The following is a 15052-nucleotide window of genomic DNA, read 5'->3' as shown; positions in this document are numbered from 1 at the left end:
GATGGCGCGTTGCTTATCCGGCCTACAGAAAGCACTCATTTGTAGGCCGGATAAGGCGTAGCTGCCATCCGGCAATTCTTTAACGCACGGCCCCTGCGACCCAATTCGCCAGTTCCCGCAACTCACTCTCCTGTTCCGGAAACGTCGCTATCAGCGCTTCGCACGTTTCCTGTAGTTTATCCGCGCGGTACAAACAGCCGTGCAGCCGCCCCGCCAGCGCTTCCAGCGGTGCCGGGTTCAGGCTATCGGTAAACACCTGCGCACGGGTGATATGACCTTTCTCGACGTCAAAATGCAGCTCGACGCCGCCCCAGGTGAAACGCTCGTCCAGCAGATGGCTGAACGCCGGTGCCTGGCCGAAATTCCACTCCCAACTGCTCTGGCGCGCAAAGGTTTCGGCAAAATTCGGCAGATCCGGCGTTTTATCCGGTGAAATCACTTCCGCGTCGACGCGTTCGCCGTAATGGGCGAAAAAGGCTTCCGTGACCGCCTGGCAGACCTGTTCATGGGTGATACCCGGTAATAGCTCGGTAAGATTGGCCACGCGGGAGCGAACGGAGGTAATCCCTTTCGCCGCAAGTTTCTTTTTATCGGGATTCAGATAGTTCGCCAGACGGCTGAGGTCGGCGTTCAACAGCAGCGTACCGTGATGGAAACCGCGATCTTTGGTTTCGCGATAGGCTGAACCGGAGACTTTGCGATCGCCGTCCGGCGTTTTTACGACCAGATCGTTGCGTCCCGAAGCATCGGCCATGACCCCCAGTGAATTCAGCGCCGCGAGCACAATATGGGTGGAGATGGTTTTATCGTATTCCGGTTTACCGGCCATAAAGGTAAAACAGGTATTACCGAGGTCATGGAATACCGCACCGCCGCCGCTGCTACGGCGGGCCAGACGGACATTATCTTCTTCCATACGCCGCGTATTACACTCTTTCCACGGGTTTTGCGCGCGTCCAATCACCACCGTATCCGCGTTGCGCCACAGGAACAGCACGCGCTGGGTGGCGGGCATCTGGCGGAAAATGCACTCCTCGACCGCCAGGTTAAACCAGGGATCGTAAGAGTCAGAAATAAGCAGGCGTAATGTTGTCATGGTGGTTTTCCTTACCTTTATTAAGCCGTCATTTTACTCTTTTTCCTCACGCTCTTCCTCTTCCGGAACAGGCTTGCTGGCCGTTAGCAGGAAGGGCGACTGCTGCCAGCGGGTGCGTTTACCTTGTAGCAAGGTGCGCGTCAGCACCACGCCTATCGCCAGCGAGAGTAGCAGCATCAGGCGTAGAATGTTGGTGGTGTTATCGACCTGCTTTGCTTCGGTGGCCAGCGTGTGGGTATCCAGCGTCAGACGCAGGTAACCCAAGGGGCCGTTTTTCCCCTGGATAGGCTCGACAATTTGTTGGTTAAAATAGCTGCCCGCTTTTTTGCCATCCAGCGCCAGCCTGTCGCGCACATTGACGCTTTCGCCAGCGCGAGTAATAAGATCGCCCTGTTCATCATAGACGCCGGCATCCAGAATACGGCTCTCTTGCGTGAGCTGACGCAGCACGGCGTTGATGCGATTTTCATCCGGTGTTTCGCTGCGCATCAGCGGGGCGATGTTGAGCGTCACCTGGCGCGCCAGCGTGCGGGCCAGCTCTTCCAGCTGCGGATTGCGCTGTCGCTGGTGGTTTTGACTAAACCATGAAGCGCCCTGCATGAGCGCGACGAGCAGTGTGAGACAGAACAATACAATGACTGCACGATGCAGCCGAAATTTCAGTTTTGCGCGAGCCATATTCCACCTGCTGAAAATTTGAGGCTTAATGTTGCCAGAAGCGATGGTTACAAGGTAGCCTCATGCGTTATTTTCCGCGGGGCGGTTACCGGCCTGAACGATTTACAGGAGCTTTAATGCCTAACATTACCTGGTGCGATCTGCCTGAAGATGTCTCTTTATGGCCTGGTTTGCCTCTTTCTTTAAGCGGCGACGAGGTGATGCCTCTGGATTACCATGCAGGCCGCAGCGGTTGGCTGCTGTATGGGCGCGGGCTGGATAAGCAGCGTTTAACTCAATATCAGACCAAACTGGGCGCCGCAATGGTGATTGTCGCCGCCTGGTGCGTGGAGGATTATCAGGTCATTCGTCTGGCGGGGTCGCTGACGCCGCGTGCGACGCGGCTGGCGCATGAGGCGCAGCTGGATGTCGCGCCGCTGGGTAAAATTCCGCATCTGCGCACGCCGGGGCTGCTGGTCATGGATATGGATTCCACGGCGATCCAAATTGAGTGTATCGATGAAATCGCGAAGCTGGCCGGTACCGGTGAGAAGGTGGCTGAAGTGACGGAGCGCGCGATGCGCGGCGAGCTTGATTTTACCGCCAGCCTGCGCAGCCGCGTGGCGACGCTGAAAGGCGCGGATGCCGATATTTTGCGCCAGGTGCGCGGGAATCTGCCGCTAATGCCAGGATTAACGCAGCTGGTGCTAAAACTGGAAGCGCTTGGCTGGAAAATCGCTATCGCCTCCGGCGGCTTCACTTTCTTCGCCGACTATCTGCGTGACCAGCTACGTCTGACGGCGGCGGTCGCCAATGAGCTGGAGATCATGGACGGTAAATTTACCGGCCACGTTATCGGCGATATTGTGGATGCTGAGTATAAAGCCAATACCTTGCTTCGTCTGGCGCAAGAGCATGACATCCCGCTGGCGCAGACGGTGGCGATTGGCGACGGCGCTAACGATCTGCCCATGATCAAAGCGGCAGGGTTAGGTATTGCCTTCCATGCCAAGCCAAAAGTAAACGAAAAGACGGAGATTACGATCCGCCACGCTGACCTGATGGGCGTGTTTTGCATTCTCTCCGGCAGCATGAACCAGAAATGATTAACCTGCCCAATGGCAAGGCGACCGTAGGCCGGATAAGCGCCAGCGCCATCCGGCAACAGCGTTAACGAAAGAGGTAAAACGTGGCAAAAGCTCCCAAACGCGCCTTTGTTTGCAATGAATGCGGGGCCGATTACCCGCGCTGGCAGGGGCAATGCAGCGCCTGCCATGCCTGGAACACCATTACCGAGGTGCGCCTTGCCGCATCGCCGACGGTGGCGCGTAACGAACGTCTGAGCGGATACGCCGGCAGTGCGGGCGTATCAAAAGTGCAGAAACTGTCTGACATCAGTCTTGAGGAATTGCCGCGCTTTTCTACCGGTTTTAAAGAGTTTGACCGCGTGCTGGGCGGCGGGGTGGTACCCGGCAGCGCCATTTTGATTGGCGGTAACCCCGGCGCGGGCAAATCAACGTTGCTGCTACAAACGCTGTGCAAGCTCGCCGAGCAGATGAAAACGCTGTACGTCACCGGCGAAGAATCGCTACAGCAGGTGGCGATGCGCGCGCATCGGCTTGGCCTGCCGACCGCTAATCTGAATATGCTGTCGGAAACCAGCATCGAACAAATTTGTCTGATTGCCGAAGAAGAACAGCCGAAACTGATGGTGATCGACTCCATACAGGTGATGCATATGGCGGACATCCAGTCGTCGCCGGGCAGCGTCGCCCAGGTCCGCGAAACGGCAGCCTACCTGACGCGCTTCGCCAAAACGCGCGGCGTGGCGATCGTGATGGTCGGCCACGTCACCAAAGACGGGTCGCTGGCGGGGCCGAAAGTGCTGGAACACTGTATCGATTGCTCAGTATTGCTCGACGGCGACGCCGATTCTCGTTTCCGCACGCTGCGCAGCCACAAAAACCGCTTTGGCGCAGTCAATGAGCTGGGCGTCTTCGCCATGACCGAACAGGGGTTGCGCGAAGTGAGCAATCCGTCCGCCATCTTTTTAAGCCGTGGCGATGAGGTCACTTCCGGCAGTTCAGTGATGGTCGTCTGGGAAGGTACGCGACCGTTGCTGGTGGAGATTCAGGCGCTGGTCGATCACTCGATGATGGCGAACCCCAGACGCGTGGCGGTCGGTCTGGAACAAAACCGTCTGGCAATCCTGCTGGCGGTGCTGCACCGACACGGCGGTCTGCAAATGTCGGATCAGGACGTCTTCGTCAACGTGGTCGGCGGCGTGAAAGTCACCGAAACCAGCGCGGATCTGGCTTTACTGCTGGCGATGGTCTCCAGCCTGCGTGACAGGCCGTTGCCGCAGGATCTGGTGGTGTTTGGCGAAGTGGGGCTGGCAGGCGAGATTCGTCCGGTGCCGAGCGGGCAGGAGCGTATTTCCGAGGCGGCGAAACACGGTTTTCGTCGGGCGATTGTGCCTGCCGCCAACGTACCGAAAAAGCCGCCGGAAGGAATGCAGGTGTTCGGTGTTAAAAAGCTCGCAGATGCGTTAAGCGTGTTTGACGACTTATAATTCTCTGTATGCAGTGATGTTGTATAATTTGCCGGATGGCGATGCAATGCGTCTTATCCGGCCTACGGATTGATACGGATTGATGTTGTAGGCCTGATAAGCGAAGCGCCGTCAGGCAGTGTTATGCGATTTTTCCAGCAGGAGGCTCTTGTGTCATCGTTCGACTATCTCAAAACCGCGATTAAGCAGCAAGGTTGCACTCTGCAACAGGTGGCTGACGCCAGCGGTATGACCAAGGGGTATCTGAGTCAGTTACTTAACGCCAAAATCAAAAGCCCCAGCGCGCAAAAACTGGAGGCGCTACACCGTTTTCTCGGGCTGGAGTTTCCCCGCCGACAGAAAAACATTGGCGTGGTGTTCGGTAAATTTTATCCATTGCATACCGGACACATCTACTTGATCCAGCGCGCCTGTAGCCAGGTGGATGAGTTGCACATCATTATGGGATATGACGATACGCGCGACCGCGGGCTGTTTGAGGATAGCGCCATGTCGCAGCAGCCCACCGTGTCGGATCGCCTGCGCTGGTTATTGCAAACCTTCAAATACCAAAAAAATATTCGCATCCACGCCTTTAATGAAGAGGGGATGGAGCCTTATCCGCATGGCTGGGACGTCTGGAGCAACGGCATTAAAGCGTTTATGGCAGAGAAGGGAATACAGCCGAGCTGGATCTACACTTCCGAAGAGGCTGATGCGCCGCAGTATCTTGAGCATTTAGGGATTGAGACGGTGCTGGTCGATCCTGAACGCACGTTTATGAATATCAGCGGGGCGCAAATCCGCGAAAATCCGTTTCGTTACTGGGAATATATTCCTACCGAAGTGAAGCCGTTTTTCGTGCGTACCGTCGCGATTCTGGGCGGGGAATCAAGCGGCAAGTCTACGCTGGTCAATAAGCTCGCCAATATTTTTAATACCACCAGCGCCTGGGAATATGGCCGCGACTATGTCTTTTCGCATCTGGGCGGCGATGAGATGGCGTTACAGTATTCCGACTACGATAAAATTGCGCTGGGTCATGCGCAATATATTGATTTTGCAGTGAAATATGCGAATAAAGTGGCGTTTATCGATACCGATTTCGTCACCACCCAGGCATTTTGCAAAAAATACGAAGGGCGCGAGCATCCGTTTGTCCAGGCGCTGATCGACGAGTATCGCTTCGACCTGGTGATTTTGCTGGAGAATAATACGCCGTGGATAGCTGACGGACTGCGAAGCCTGGGCAGTTCAGTGGATCGCAAAGCGTTCCAGAACCTGCTGGTCGAGATGCTGAAAGAGAACAACATTGAGTTCGTTCACGTTAAAGAGGCTGATTACGATGGCCGCTTTTTGCGCTGTGTGGAACTGGTGAAAGAGATGATGGGCGAGCAGGGATAAGAACCAATGCCTGATGCGACGCTTACCGCGTCTTATCAGGCCTACAGTTTCACAACGTACTGGAATCGCTGGGTTTGTAGGCCGGGTAAGCGCAAGCGCCACCCGGCATTCAGACATTTATTTGGCAATACGCTTGTACTTGATACGCTTCGGCTCCAGCGCCTCGGCGCCCAGCGTGCGTTTCTTGTACTCTTCGTATTCGGTAAAGTTGCCTTCGAAGAATTCCACCTTACCTTCATCCTGATAATCCAGGATGTGGGTGGCGATACGGTCAAGGAACCAACGGTCGTGCGAGATAACCATCGCGCAGCCAGGGAACTCCAGCAGGGCGTTTTCCAGCGCGCGCAGGGTTTCGATATCCAGGTCGTTCGTCGGTTCGTCGAGCAGCAGGACGTTGCCGCCCACCTGCAGCAGCTTCGCCAGATGCAAACGACCGCGCTCACCGCCGGACAGTTCGCCAACGCGTTTGCCCTGATCGACGCCTTTGAAGTTGAAGCGGCCTACATAGGCGCGGCTTGGCATTTCGGTATTGCCGATCTTCATGATATCCAGCCCGCCGGACACTTCTTCCCAGACGGTTTTGCTATTGTCCATCGCGTCGCGGAACTGATCGACCGAGGCCAGCTTGACGGTTTCACCCAGCGTAATAGTGCCGCTATCAGGCTGCTCCTGACCGGACATCATGCGGAACAGGGTCGATTTACCCGCGCCGTTTGGCCCGATGATCCCGACGATAGCGCCTTTCGGTACCGAGAAGCTCAGGTCATCGATCAGTACGCGGTCGCCGTAGGATTTACGCAGGTTGCTGACTTCAATGACTTTGTCGCCCAGACGCGGTCCTGGTGGAATAAACAGTTCGTTGGTTTCGTTACGTTTCTGATACTCAACGCTGTTCAGTTCTTCAAAGCGAGCCAGACGCGCCTTACCTTTCGACTGACGGCCTTTCGCGCCCTGACGCACCCACTCCAGCTCTTTCTCAATGGATTTACGGCGCGCCGCTTCGGCAGACGCTTCCTGCGCCAGACGCTGATCTTTCTGCTCCAGCCAGGAGGAGTAGTTGCCTTCCCACGGAATACCTTCGCCGCGGTCAAGTTCCAGAATCCAACCGGCGACGTTATCGAGGAAGTAACGGTCGTGGGTAATCGCCACGACGGTGCCTTCGAAGTCGTGCAGGAAACGTTCCAGCCACGCAACAGATTCGGCATCCAGGTGGTTGGTGGGTTCGTCGAGCAGCAGCATGTCCGGCTTTTCCAGCAACAGACGGCACAGCGCCACGCGACGGCGCTCGCCGCCGGACAGTTTTTCGACTTTGGCATCCCAGTCCGGCAGACGCAGAGCGTCAGCAGCGCGCTCAAGCTGCACGTTCAGATTATGACCGTCGTGCGCCTGGATAATCTCTTCAAGCCGGCCTTGCTCTGCCGCCAGCTTGTCGAAGTCGGCATCCGGATCGGCATACAGCGCGTACACTTCATCCAGACGTTTGAGGGCGTTAACCACTTCCGAAACGGCCTCTTCAATCGACTCTCGTACCGTGTGTTCCGGGTTTAGCTGAGGTTCCTGCGGCAGGTAGCCAATCTTAATACCGGGCTGTGGGCGCGCTTCGCCCTCGATATCTTTATCGAGACCCGCCATGATGCGCAGCAGGGTAGACTTACCGGCGCCGTTAAGGCCCAGCACGCCGATTTTGGCGCCAGGGAAGAAGCTCAGCGAGATGTTTTTCAGAATATGACGTTTCGGCGGAACCACTTTGCCGACACGATGCATGGTATAAACGAATTGAGCCACGTTGGACTTCGCCTCTATGTTTATCGTGATGGTGAATAGATTTCAAAGGCGAAGTGTAGCCTTTTTCCCTGCCTAAGCCCAGCCAGCAGATCGCACTCGCAATAAAAGTAAAAAAGTGTCCGTAACGTGGCGCAAATGGCTATGACTGGTTAGCATAAATTCATTACGCGGCATGATGCTGCATTGGATAACAATTGAGGAAGAGCTTGTGGATAGAGCCAAACCATTTGTCTGGCGTCTCGTCGCCGCCAGCGTATGCCTGCTGACCTTTTGTCACCTCGCGCGGGCCGACTCACTGGAAGAGCAGCGTAACCGCTATGCGCAGATTAAGCAGGCCTGGGACAACCGCCAGATGGATGTGGTAGAGCAGATGATGCCGGGTCTGAAAGATTATCCGCTCTACCCGTATCTGGAATACCGTAAGATCACCGACGATTTGATGAACCAACCGGCGGTTGCTGTCACGCAGTTTGTGCGCGCCAATCCTACGCTTCCGCCTGCGCGTACGCTGCAATCACGCTTCGTCAATGAGCTGGCGCGTCGTGAAGACTGGCGCGGCTTGCTGGCGTTTAGCCCGGAGAAACCCGGCACCACGGAAGCGCAATGTAACTATTACTACGCGAAATGGAGTACCGGGCAAACGGAAGCGGCCTGGCAGGGCGCGAAAGACCTTTGGCTGACCGGCAAAAGTCAGCCGAATGCCTGCGATAAACTGTTCAGCGTTTGGCGGGCCTCCGGCAAGCAAGACCCGCTGGCGTATCTGGAACGTATTCGGCTGGCGATGAAAGCCGGGAATACGGGGTTGGTTACGGTGCTGGCCGGACAGATGCCGGCGGAATATCAAACGATCGCCTCAGCGATCATTACCCTGGCTAATGACCCTGATAACGTGTTGACCTTCGCACGCACCACCGGCGCCACCGATTTTACCCGCCAGATGGCGGAAGTCGCGTTTGCCAGCGTCGCCCGCCAGGACGCGGAAAATGCGCGTCTGATGATCCCCTCGCTGGTACAGGCGCAGAAACTTAATGAGGAACAAACGCAGGCGCTGCGCGATATCGTTGCCTGGCGACTGATGGGCAACGATGTGACCGATGCGCAGGCGAAATGGCGCGATGACGCGATTATGCGCTCGCAATCGACGTCGCTTATTGAGCGGCGCGTGCGTATGGCGCTGGGGATGGGCGATCGTCGCGGTCTTAATACCTGGCTTGCCCGCCTGCCGATGGAGGCGAAAGAGAAAGATGAGTGGCGTTACTGGCAGGCGGATTTATTGCTGGAGCGCGGTCGTGACGCCGAAGCGAAAGAGATCCTTCATGCTTTAATGCAGAAGCGCGGTTTTTATCCGATGGTCGCGGCGCAGCGTTTAGGCGAAGAGTACACGCTTAAAATCGATAAAGCGCCCGCCAACGTAAACAGCGCGTTGACGCAGGGGCCGGAGATGGCGCGTGTACGGGAGCTGATGTACTGGAACCTGGATAACACGGCGCGCAGCGAATGGGCGAATCTGGTAAAAAGCCGTAGTAAATCTGAACAGGCGCAGCTGGCGCGCTATGCGTTTAACCAGCACTGGTGGGATCTGAGCGTACAGGCGACGATCGCCGGAAAACTGTGGGATCATCTGGAGGAGCGTTTCCCGCTGGCGTATAACGATCTTTTTACCCGCTATACCCGCGGAAAAGATGTCTCACAAAGCTATGCCATGGCGATTGCCCGCCAGGAGAGCGCCTGGAACCCGAAAGTAAAATCGCCGGTAGGGGCCAGCGGCTTAATGCAGATTATGCCGGGAACGGCCACCCATACGGTGAAAATGTTTTCGATTCCGGACTACCGCGGCCCCGGCCAACTGCTGGAGCCGGAGACCAACATCAACATTGGCACCAGCTATTTGCAGTATGTCTATCAGCAGTTTGGTAATAACCGTATTTTCGCCTCGGCGGCGTATAACGCCGGGCCGGGGCGCGTGCGCACCTGGCTTGGCAATAGCGCCGGGCGTATCGATGCCGTAGCGTTTGTCGAAAGCATTCCCTTTTCGGAAACGCGCGGCTACGTGAAAAACGTTCTGGCCTATGACGCTTACTATCGCCACTTTATGGGGCAGAAAGAGGCCTTAATGAGCGACTCTGAGTGGCAGCAACGGTATTAATGCAGACGGGTTATGTTATCATTTGTACTCGTGTAACAGTACAAACGGCGGTATAACATGACCCAGCATTCCCCTTATTCATCGGCTATCGCCGAACAACGTAATCAGGAGTGGCTTCGTTTTGTGGAGTTACTCCGTCAGGCATATGCAGAGGATCTGCATCTGCCTTTATTACAACTGATGCTTACGCCGGACGAGCGTGAAGCGCTGGGAACGCGCGTGCGCATTATTGAGGAGTTGTTGCGTGGCGAAATGAGCCAGCGCGAGTTGAAAACCGAGCTGGGGGCGGGCATCGCCACCATCACGCGCGGGTCAAACAGCCTGAAATCCGCGCCGGTTGAACTGCGTCATTGGCTTGAGAACGTACTGCTGAAAAACGCCTGATTTGCTCGTAGGCCGGATAAGGCGAAGCGGCCATCCGGCAACATCGCCGCGAAATGCCTGATGGCGCTGTGCTTATCAGGCCTACAACATAGCGCAAATAATTATCGATACACCGCGTTATGAAACGGGCTGAGCGCCAGGATCACCGCCTGGTAGTAAACGCTGGAGCGCGTTAATTTTCCGGCGGTAAATACGCCAATGGCGCCCTCTTTGCGACCAATCTCGTCAATACCGGTATAGTGGGACATCACCGGGCCAAGCGCTTCTCCCTGGCGGACTCTGTCGAGAATGACGGCGGGCAGCGGCAGCGTGGCCGATCGCGCTTCACCGCGCTGAACGCCGTTATCAATCACCACCCAACTGAAGGTGGCGTCATCGTCAATTCCGGCTTCAATGGCTACCCAGAAATCAGCTTGTGGATGCAGGCGTCGCGCATTACCCACGCGATTTCGTGCGCCAGCACGCGTTTCCTCGCTTCCGAAGGGCTGCTCCGGTACGCCGCTCTCGACGGCGACGGGCGTAATATGGCACGATTCTTCGCCGAAAATCTCTTCAAATGCCTGTAGAATTGCCTGAATTTTGGCAGGATTGGTGGTCGCAGAGATAACCTGGTGCATAATTAAGCTCAGTTTTAAAAATTTATCGCAGTATAACGGAAAAAAAACATGTTACAGGTATACCTTGTTCGCCACGGTGAAACGCAGTGGAACGCCGAGCGACGTATTCAGGGCCAATCGGACAGTCCCCTGACAGCAAAAGGCGAGCAGCAGGCCATGCAGGTAGGAGAACGCGCCCGCAGCCTCGGCATCACCCATATCATCAGCAGCGATTTAGGCCGCACAAAACGCACGGCGGAGATTATCGCCCAGGCGTGCGGGTGTGATATCACCTTTGACTCCCGCCTGCGCGAGCTGGATATGGGCGTGCTGGAAAAGCGCCAGATCGATTCGCTGACGGAAGAAGAAGAGGGCTGGCGCCGTCAGTTAGTCAACGGCACGCAGGATGGCCGCATTCCCGGTGGGGAATCGATGCAGGAGTTGAGCGATCGCGTTCATGCCGCGCTGGCGTCCTGTCTGGAGCTACCGCAGGGCAGCCGACCTTTATTGGTCAGTCACGGTATCGCGTTGGGCTGTCTGGTCAGTACTATACTGGGACTACCCGCCTGGGCGGAACGCCGGTTACGTTTGCGCAACTGCTCTATTTCCCGCATCGATTACCAGGAAAGTCAGTGGCTGGCGTCTGGGTGGGTGGTAGAAACTGCAGGGGACGTTTCGCATCTGGACGCCCCTGCATTGGATGAGCTACAGCGTTAACGGCGAATCGGGATCAGAAATTCGCAGCGCAGGTTGATAGGGCGATCGCCGGTTTTGGTATCTTCTGACGGGTAGTATCGCTCTATATCCTGTCCTTTACGACGGGTCAGATTCAGCATTGGCATACAGGTGCCGTAAACGGTCAGGATAAAATCCTGCACGCCGGTTCCTAACCCTTCATAGGTGAACATGACGTATTCACCGCCCTGCAACAGCACAGGATGCGCCGACTGAACATAGCCATCGGCCTGCTCTTGCGGCAGTGCGGTGGTATAGAATACTTCCTGCTCATCGTCTTTCTCCATGCTGGGGCGCGTTTCATTAAGCCCATAAAGCACTGGCGGAATAGTTGGCGAATGACCGAGGAAATCATGCCAGAATTGCACGCGCATTTCGTGGCGGAAGTCGGAAATCTGTTCCAGCGAGCAGGAATAGCTCTGCGTGACGCCAAGGAGCGGCGTATCTTCCAGCGTAACGAACTGATGTTCCGGCACGGTAAACTCGCCCAGCCGTAATGGCGGGCGAATGCCAAAGGCGCTCCATTCCGAGGAGCGGCGATACAGCGCTGGCGTCTGGGAAAACTGTTTCTTAAAGGCGCGCGTAAAGGTTTGCTGAGAATCGAAGCGGTACTGAAGAGCAATATCCAGAATTGGACGCGCGGTCAAACGCAGCGCCACTGCTGATTTCGATAAACGACGGGCGCGGATGTAAGCGCCAATGGCGTGGCCCGTCACGTCCTTAAACATTCTCTGCAGGTGCCACTTGGAATAGCCTGCTTTTGCCGCCACATTGTCAAGTGACAGCGGCTGATCCAGATGACCTTCCAGCCAGATTAACAGGTCGCGAATTATGCCAGCCTGATCCATAAAATATCCCCATCCTTTCAACAACGAGCACCCGATATCAGGTAAGAGGATAATAGCATTTTTTGTTCTTTTAGCATTCAGTGTTTTTTTTGAGCTTAAATGCTTTTTTTAGGCAACGTGACAGGTAATTATTCTAATCCTGTGATCTATAACCATTTTATTTTAGAATGTCTAATAATTACGCAATGTAACTTTTATGAATGGTAACAATATGAAATACAAGAGCTTAGTACTTTTCTCAATTTTGTTGCTGCTGGGGCAGAGCGCCCGCGCGGAACAAATTGGTTCAGTCGATACGGTATTTAAAATGTTCGGTCCTGACCATAAAATCGTGGTGGAAGCTTTTGACGATCCTGATGTCAAAAACGTGACGTGCTATGTTAGCCGGGCGAAAACGGGCGGCATAAAAGGCGGATTGGGGCTGGCGGAAGATACGTCTGACGCCGCCATCTCTTGCCAGCAGGTCGGGCCTATTGAACTGAGCGACAAAATTAAGAACGGCAAGGCGCAGGGAGAGGTGGTTTTCAAAAAACGCACCTCATTGATATTTAAGTCATTGCAGGTCGTGCGTTTCTATGATGAGAAACGCAACACGCTGGCGTATCTGGCCTACTCCGACAAAGTAGTCGATGGGTCGCCGAAGAACGCCATCAGCGCGGTGCCGGTCATGCCGTGGCGACAATAACAGGGAAAGAGTATGCAGCAACCGCAGGTCTGGTTAGTCGAGGATGAACAGGGAATCGCCGATACGCTCATCTACACCCTGCAACTGGAAGGGTTTACCGTTGAGCTATTCGCTCGCGGGCTGCCCGCGCTGGAAAAAGCGCGTCAGCAACGGCCAGATGCGGTGATTCTCGATGTGGGACTGCCGGATATCAGCGGCTTTGAGCTGTGTCGGCAGTTGCTGGAACGCCATCCTGCGCTGCCGATTCTTTTCCTGACTGCCCGTAGCGATGAAGTGGATCGATTGCTTGGTCTGGAGATCGGCGCAGATGATTATGTCGCCAAGCCGTTCTCGCCGCGCGAAGTGAGCGCCCGCGTGCGCACGCTGTTGCGTCGGGTGAAAAAGTTTGCTGCGCCGTCGCCGGTGGTGCGTACCGGACATTTTGAACTCAATGAACCGGCGGCGCAGATCGCCTGGTTTGGTACGCCGCTCTCGCTGACGCGTTATGAGTTTCTGCTTCTTAAAACCCTGCTGCTGTCGCCGGAGCGCGTGTACTCGCGTCAGCAATTGATGGATATTGTTTGGTCTGATGCCCAGGAGACCTTCGATCGGACGGTCGATACACACATCAAAACCCTGCGCGCTAAGCTACGCGCGATCAACCCGGATCTCTCGCCAATTAACACGCATCGTGGAATGGGATACAGCCTGAGGAGCGTCTGATGCGCATCGGAATGCGTTTGCTACTGGGCTACTTTCTTATTGTCGCCGTCGCCGCCGTGTTTGTGCTGTCTATCTTTGTTCAGGAGATAAAGCCGGGCGTCCGCCGCGCGACGGAAGGGACGCTGATTGACACCGCGACGCTGCTGGCGGCGCTGGCCCGCGACGATCTTCTCTCCGGCAACCCGACTGACGGCCAGTTGGCGAAAGCATTCGCCCAGCTGCAACATCGCCCGTTTCGCGCCAATATCAGCGGGATCGTCAAAGTGCGCAATGAATACCATGTCTACATGACGGATGCACAGGGGAAGGTGTTGTTTGATTCGGAAAACAAAGCGGTGGGGCAGGATTATTCTCGCTGGAATGACGTCTGGCTTACGCTGCGCGGACAGTATGGCGCCCGCAGCACGGCAAAAGATACTGCCGATCCCAATAGCACGGTGATGTACGTAGCCGCGCCGATAATCAGCGATGGACGGATTATCGGCGTCCTGTCTGTCGGCAAACCGAATGCGGCAATGGCGCCGGTGATTAAGCGCAGCGAACGGCGCATTCTGTGGGCCAGCGCCGTTTTACTGGGAATTGCGCTGGCGATTGGCGCGGGGATGGTCTGGTGGATTAACCGCTCCATCGCCCGGTTGACGCGCTATGCGGATTCCGTCACCGAAAACCGCCCGCTTGCGTTACCTGCATTAGGCAGCAGCGAGCTGCGTAAACTGGCGCAGGCGCTGGAGAGTATGCGCATTAAGCTGGAAGGCAAGAATGAGATTGAGCAGTACGTGTATGCGTTGACTCATGAGCTGAAAAGTCCACTGGCGGCGATACGCGGCGCGGCGGAGATTCTGCGTGAAGGACCGCCCGCGGATGTGGTTACCCGCTTTACAGAGAATATACTGGCGCAAAATACGCGAATGCAGGCGCTGGTAGAGACCCTGCTGCACCAGGCGCGGCTGGAAAACCGGCAGGATATCCCTCTCGCGCCGGTTGCTGTTGATGAGCTATTTACGCAGCTTAGCGAGGCACGCAGTATTCAGTTGGCGGCAAAAAATATCACCCTTACTCTACGGCCTTCCTCGCTGGTTGTCGTCGCCGACGCGGAGCTTCTGGCGCAGGCGCTGGGCAATGTGTTGGACAATGCCATCGACTTTACGCCTGAAAATGGCGTTATCACATTAAGCGCTCAGCCGATGGGGGAGAAAGCGATCCTGCAGGTGACGGATTCCGGCTGTGGTATTCCTGATTTTGCGCTGCCGCGCATTTTCGACCGGTTCTATTCGTTGCCCCGTGAAAACGGGCGTAAAAGCAGTGGGCTTGGACTGGCGTTTGTCAGCGAGGCGGCGCGGCTCCTCAACGGTGAGGTGACGTTGTGCAACCGTCCCGAAGGCGGCGTGCTGGCCTCGTTGACACTTCACCGTCACTTCACATAACTTCAAATTCTCCCCACATCGCGTTCTTACACTGCTGGC

At 55.8% G+C, this 15052-nt stretch carries 14 protein-coding genes; 9 read left to right on the top strand and 5 right to left on the bottom strand.

The genetic code is table 11. The features are described 5' to 3' along the window. Positions 1–79 precede the first annotated feature (79 nt). Together lplA and ACLJZ5_RS14315 are read right to left on the bottom strand one after the other, a co-directional pair. Complete coding sequence (lplA, locus tag ACLJZ5_RS14320; protein WP_024797396.1) at positions 80–1096, bottom strand: lipoate--protein ligase LplA; 1017 nt, start codon at positions 1094–1096, stop codon at positions 80–82. Between the two features lie 33 nt (positions 1097–1129). Continuing rightward, positions 1130–1774 carry a YtjB family periplasmic protein gene (locus ACLJZ5_RS14315; RefSeq protein WP_000090067.1) on the bottom strand — a complete coding sequence of 215 codons (645 nt, stop codon included), beginning with the start codon at positions 1772–1774 and terminating at the stop codon, positions 1130–1132. A 116-nt stretch (positions 1775–1890) separates the two neighbouring features. On the opposite strand from ACLJZ5_RS14315, the gene serB reads away from it, so the two are divergent. From serB to nadR, 3 genes are all read left to right on the top strand, one after another. After that, positions 1891–2859, top strand: a complete 969-nt coding sequence (serB, locus tag ACLJZ5_RS14310; RefSeq protein ID WP_001132983.1) for a phosphoserine phosphatase — start codon at positions 1891–1893, stop codon at positions 2857–2859. Positions 2860–2942: 83 nt separating this feature from the next. After that, complete coding sequence (gene radA / locus ACLJZ5_RS14305; protein ID WP_001029710.1) at positions 2943–4325, top strand: DNA repair protein RadA; 1383 nt, start codon at positions 2943–2945, stop codon at positions 4323–4325. Positions 4326–4475: 150 nt separating this feature from the next. Beyond that, positions 4476–5708, top strand: a complete 1233-nt coding sequence (gene nadR / locus ACLJZ5_RS14300; protein ID WP_001532645.1) for a multifunctional transcriptional regulator/nicotinamide-nucleotide adenylyltransferase/ribosylnicotinamide kinase NadR — start codon at positions 4476–4478, stop codon at positions 5706–5708. Positions 5709–5825: 117 nt separating this feature from the next. Here the strand turns inward: nadR and ettA are convergent, their stop codons facing one another. Beyond that, positions 5826–7493, bottom strand: coding sequence for an energy-dependent translational throttle protein EttA (gene ettA / locus ACLJZ5_RS14295; RefSeq protein WP_000046770.1), 1668 nt, complete (start codon positions 7491–7493; stop codon positions 5826–5828). A 208-nt stretch (positions 7494–7701) separates the two neighbouring features. On the opposite strand from ettA, the gene sltY reads away from it, so the two are divergent. Both sltY and trpR read left to right on the top strand, forming a co-directional pair. Continuing rightward, positions 7702–9639 carry a murein transglycosylase gene (gene sltY / locus ACLJZ5_RS14290; RefSeq protein ID WP_024797397.1) on the top strand — a complete coding sequence of 646 codons (1938 nt, stop codon included), beginning with the start codon at positions 7702–7704 and terminating at the stop codon, positions 9637–9639. A gap of 57 nt (positions 9640–9696) precedes the next feature. After that, positions 9697–10023, top strand: a complete 327-nt coding sequence (gene trpR / locus ACLJZ5_RS14285; protein ID WP_000192003.1) for a trp operon repressor — start codon at positions 9697–9699, stop codon at positions 10021–10023. Between the two features lie 101 nt (positions 10024–10124). On the opposite strand, the gene yjjX is transcribed toward trpR, so the two are convergent. Beyond that, the gene (gene yjjX, locus ACLJZ5_RS14280; RefSeq protein WP_024797398.1) at positions 10125–10640 is read right to left on the bottom strand and encodes an inosine/xanthosine triphosphatase; all 516 of its coding nucleotides are present in this window, start codon (positions 10638–10640) and stop codon (positions 10125–10127) included. Between the two features lie 48 nt (positions 10641–10688). On the opposite strand from yjjX, the gene gpmB reads away from it, so the two are divergent. After that, the gene (gpmB, locus tag ACLJZ5_RS14275; RefSeq protein WP_000942363.1) at positions 10689–11336 is read left to right on the top strand and encodes a 2,3-diphosphoglycerate-dependent phosphoglycerate mutase GpmB; all 648 of its coding nucleotides are present in this window, start codon (positions 10689–10691) and stop codon (positions 11334–11336) included. Here gpmB and robA read toward each other — a convergent pair. After that, positions 11333–12202, bottom strand: coding sequence for an MDR efflux pump AcrAB transcriptional activator RobA (robA, locus tag ACLJZ5_RS14270; protein WP_000371685.1), 870 nt, complete (start codon positions 12200–12202; stop codon positions 11333–11335). The genes gpmB and robA overlap by 4 nt on opposite strands. Positions 12203–12413: 211 nt before the next feature. Between robA and creA the strand changes: the two genes are divergently transcribed. Genes creA through creC form a run of 3 tightly spaced genes read left to right on the top strand, consistent with a single transcriptional unit; the run spans position 12414 to position 15013 of the window. Continuing rightward, positions 12414–12887 carry a protein CreA gene (creA, locus tag ACLJZ5_RS14265; RefSeq protein ID WP_000875811.1) on the top strand — a complete coding sequence of 158 codons (474 nt, stop codon included), beginning with the start codon at positions 12414–12416 and terminating at the stop codon, positions 12885–12887. Between the two features lie 12 nt (positions 12888–12899). Then, positions 12900–13589, top strand: coding sequence for a two-component system response regulator CreB (creB, locus tag ACLJZ5_RS14260; RefSeq protein WP_001187046.1), 690 nt, complete (start codon positions 12900–12902; stop codon positions 13587–13589). Beyond that, complete coding sequence (gene creC / locus ACLJZ5_RS14255) at positions 13589–15013, top strand: two-component system sensor histidine kinase CreC (protein WP_024797399.1); 1425 nt, start codon at positions 13589–13591, stop codon at positions 15011–15013. Before creB ends, creC begins: the two co-directional genes overlap by 1 nt. Positions 15014–15052: the final 39 nt, after the last annotated feature.

Source organism: Salmonella sp. 5800, from assembly GCF_046558195.1.
Taxonomy (GTDB): domain Bacteria; phylum Pseudomonadota; class Gammaproteobacteria; order Enterobacterales; family Enterobacteriaceae; genus Salmonella; species Salmonella enterica.
This window is presented reverse-complemented; position numbering and strand designations above follow the sequence as displayed.

What these genes read in the sequence shown, in the direction of transcription:
- lplA (WP_024797396.1), bottom strand. Translation starts at nt 1,096, where the DNA reads ATGACAACATTACGCCTGCTTATTTCTGACTCTTACGATCCCTGGTTT.
- ACLJZ5_RS14315 (WP_000090067.1), bottom strand. Translation starts at nt 1,774, where the DNA reads ATGGCTCGCGCAAAACTGAAATTTCGGCTGCATCGTGCAGTCATTGTA.
- trpR (WP_000192003.1), top strand. Translation starts at nt 9,697, where the DNA reads ATGACCCAGCATTCCCCTTATTCATCGGCTATCGCCGAACAACGTAAT.
- creA (WP_000875811.1), top strand. Translation starts at nt 12,414, where the DNA reads ATGAAATACAAGAGCTTAGTACTTTTCTCAATTTTGTTGCTGCTGGGG.
- gpmB (WP_000942363.1), top strand. Translation starts at nt 10,689, where the DNA reads ATGTTACAGGTATACCTTGTTCGCCACGGTGAAACGCAGTGGAACGCC.
- yjjX (WP_024797398.1), bottom strand. Translation starts at nt 10,640, where the DNA reads ATGCACCAGGTTATCTCTGCGACCACCAATCCTGCCAAAATTCAGGCA.
- creB (WP_001187046.1), top strand. Translation starts at nt 12,900, where the DNA reads ATGCAGCAACCGCAGGTCTGGTTAGTCGAGGATGAACAGGGAATCGCC.
- creC (WP_024797399.1), top strand. Translation starts at nt 13,589, where the DNA reads ATGCGCATCGGAATGCGTTTGCTACTGGGCTACTTTCTTATTGTCGCC.
- serB (WP_001132983.1), top strand. Translation starts at nt 1,891, where the DNA reads ATGCCTAACATTACCTGGTGCGATCTGCCTGAAGATGTCTCTTTATGG.
- robA (WP_000371685.1), bottom strand. Translation starts at nt 12,202, where the DNA reads ATGGATCAGGCTGGCATAATTCGCGACCTGTTAATCTGGCTGGAAGGT.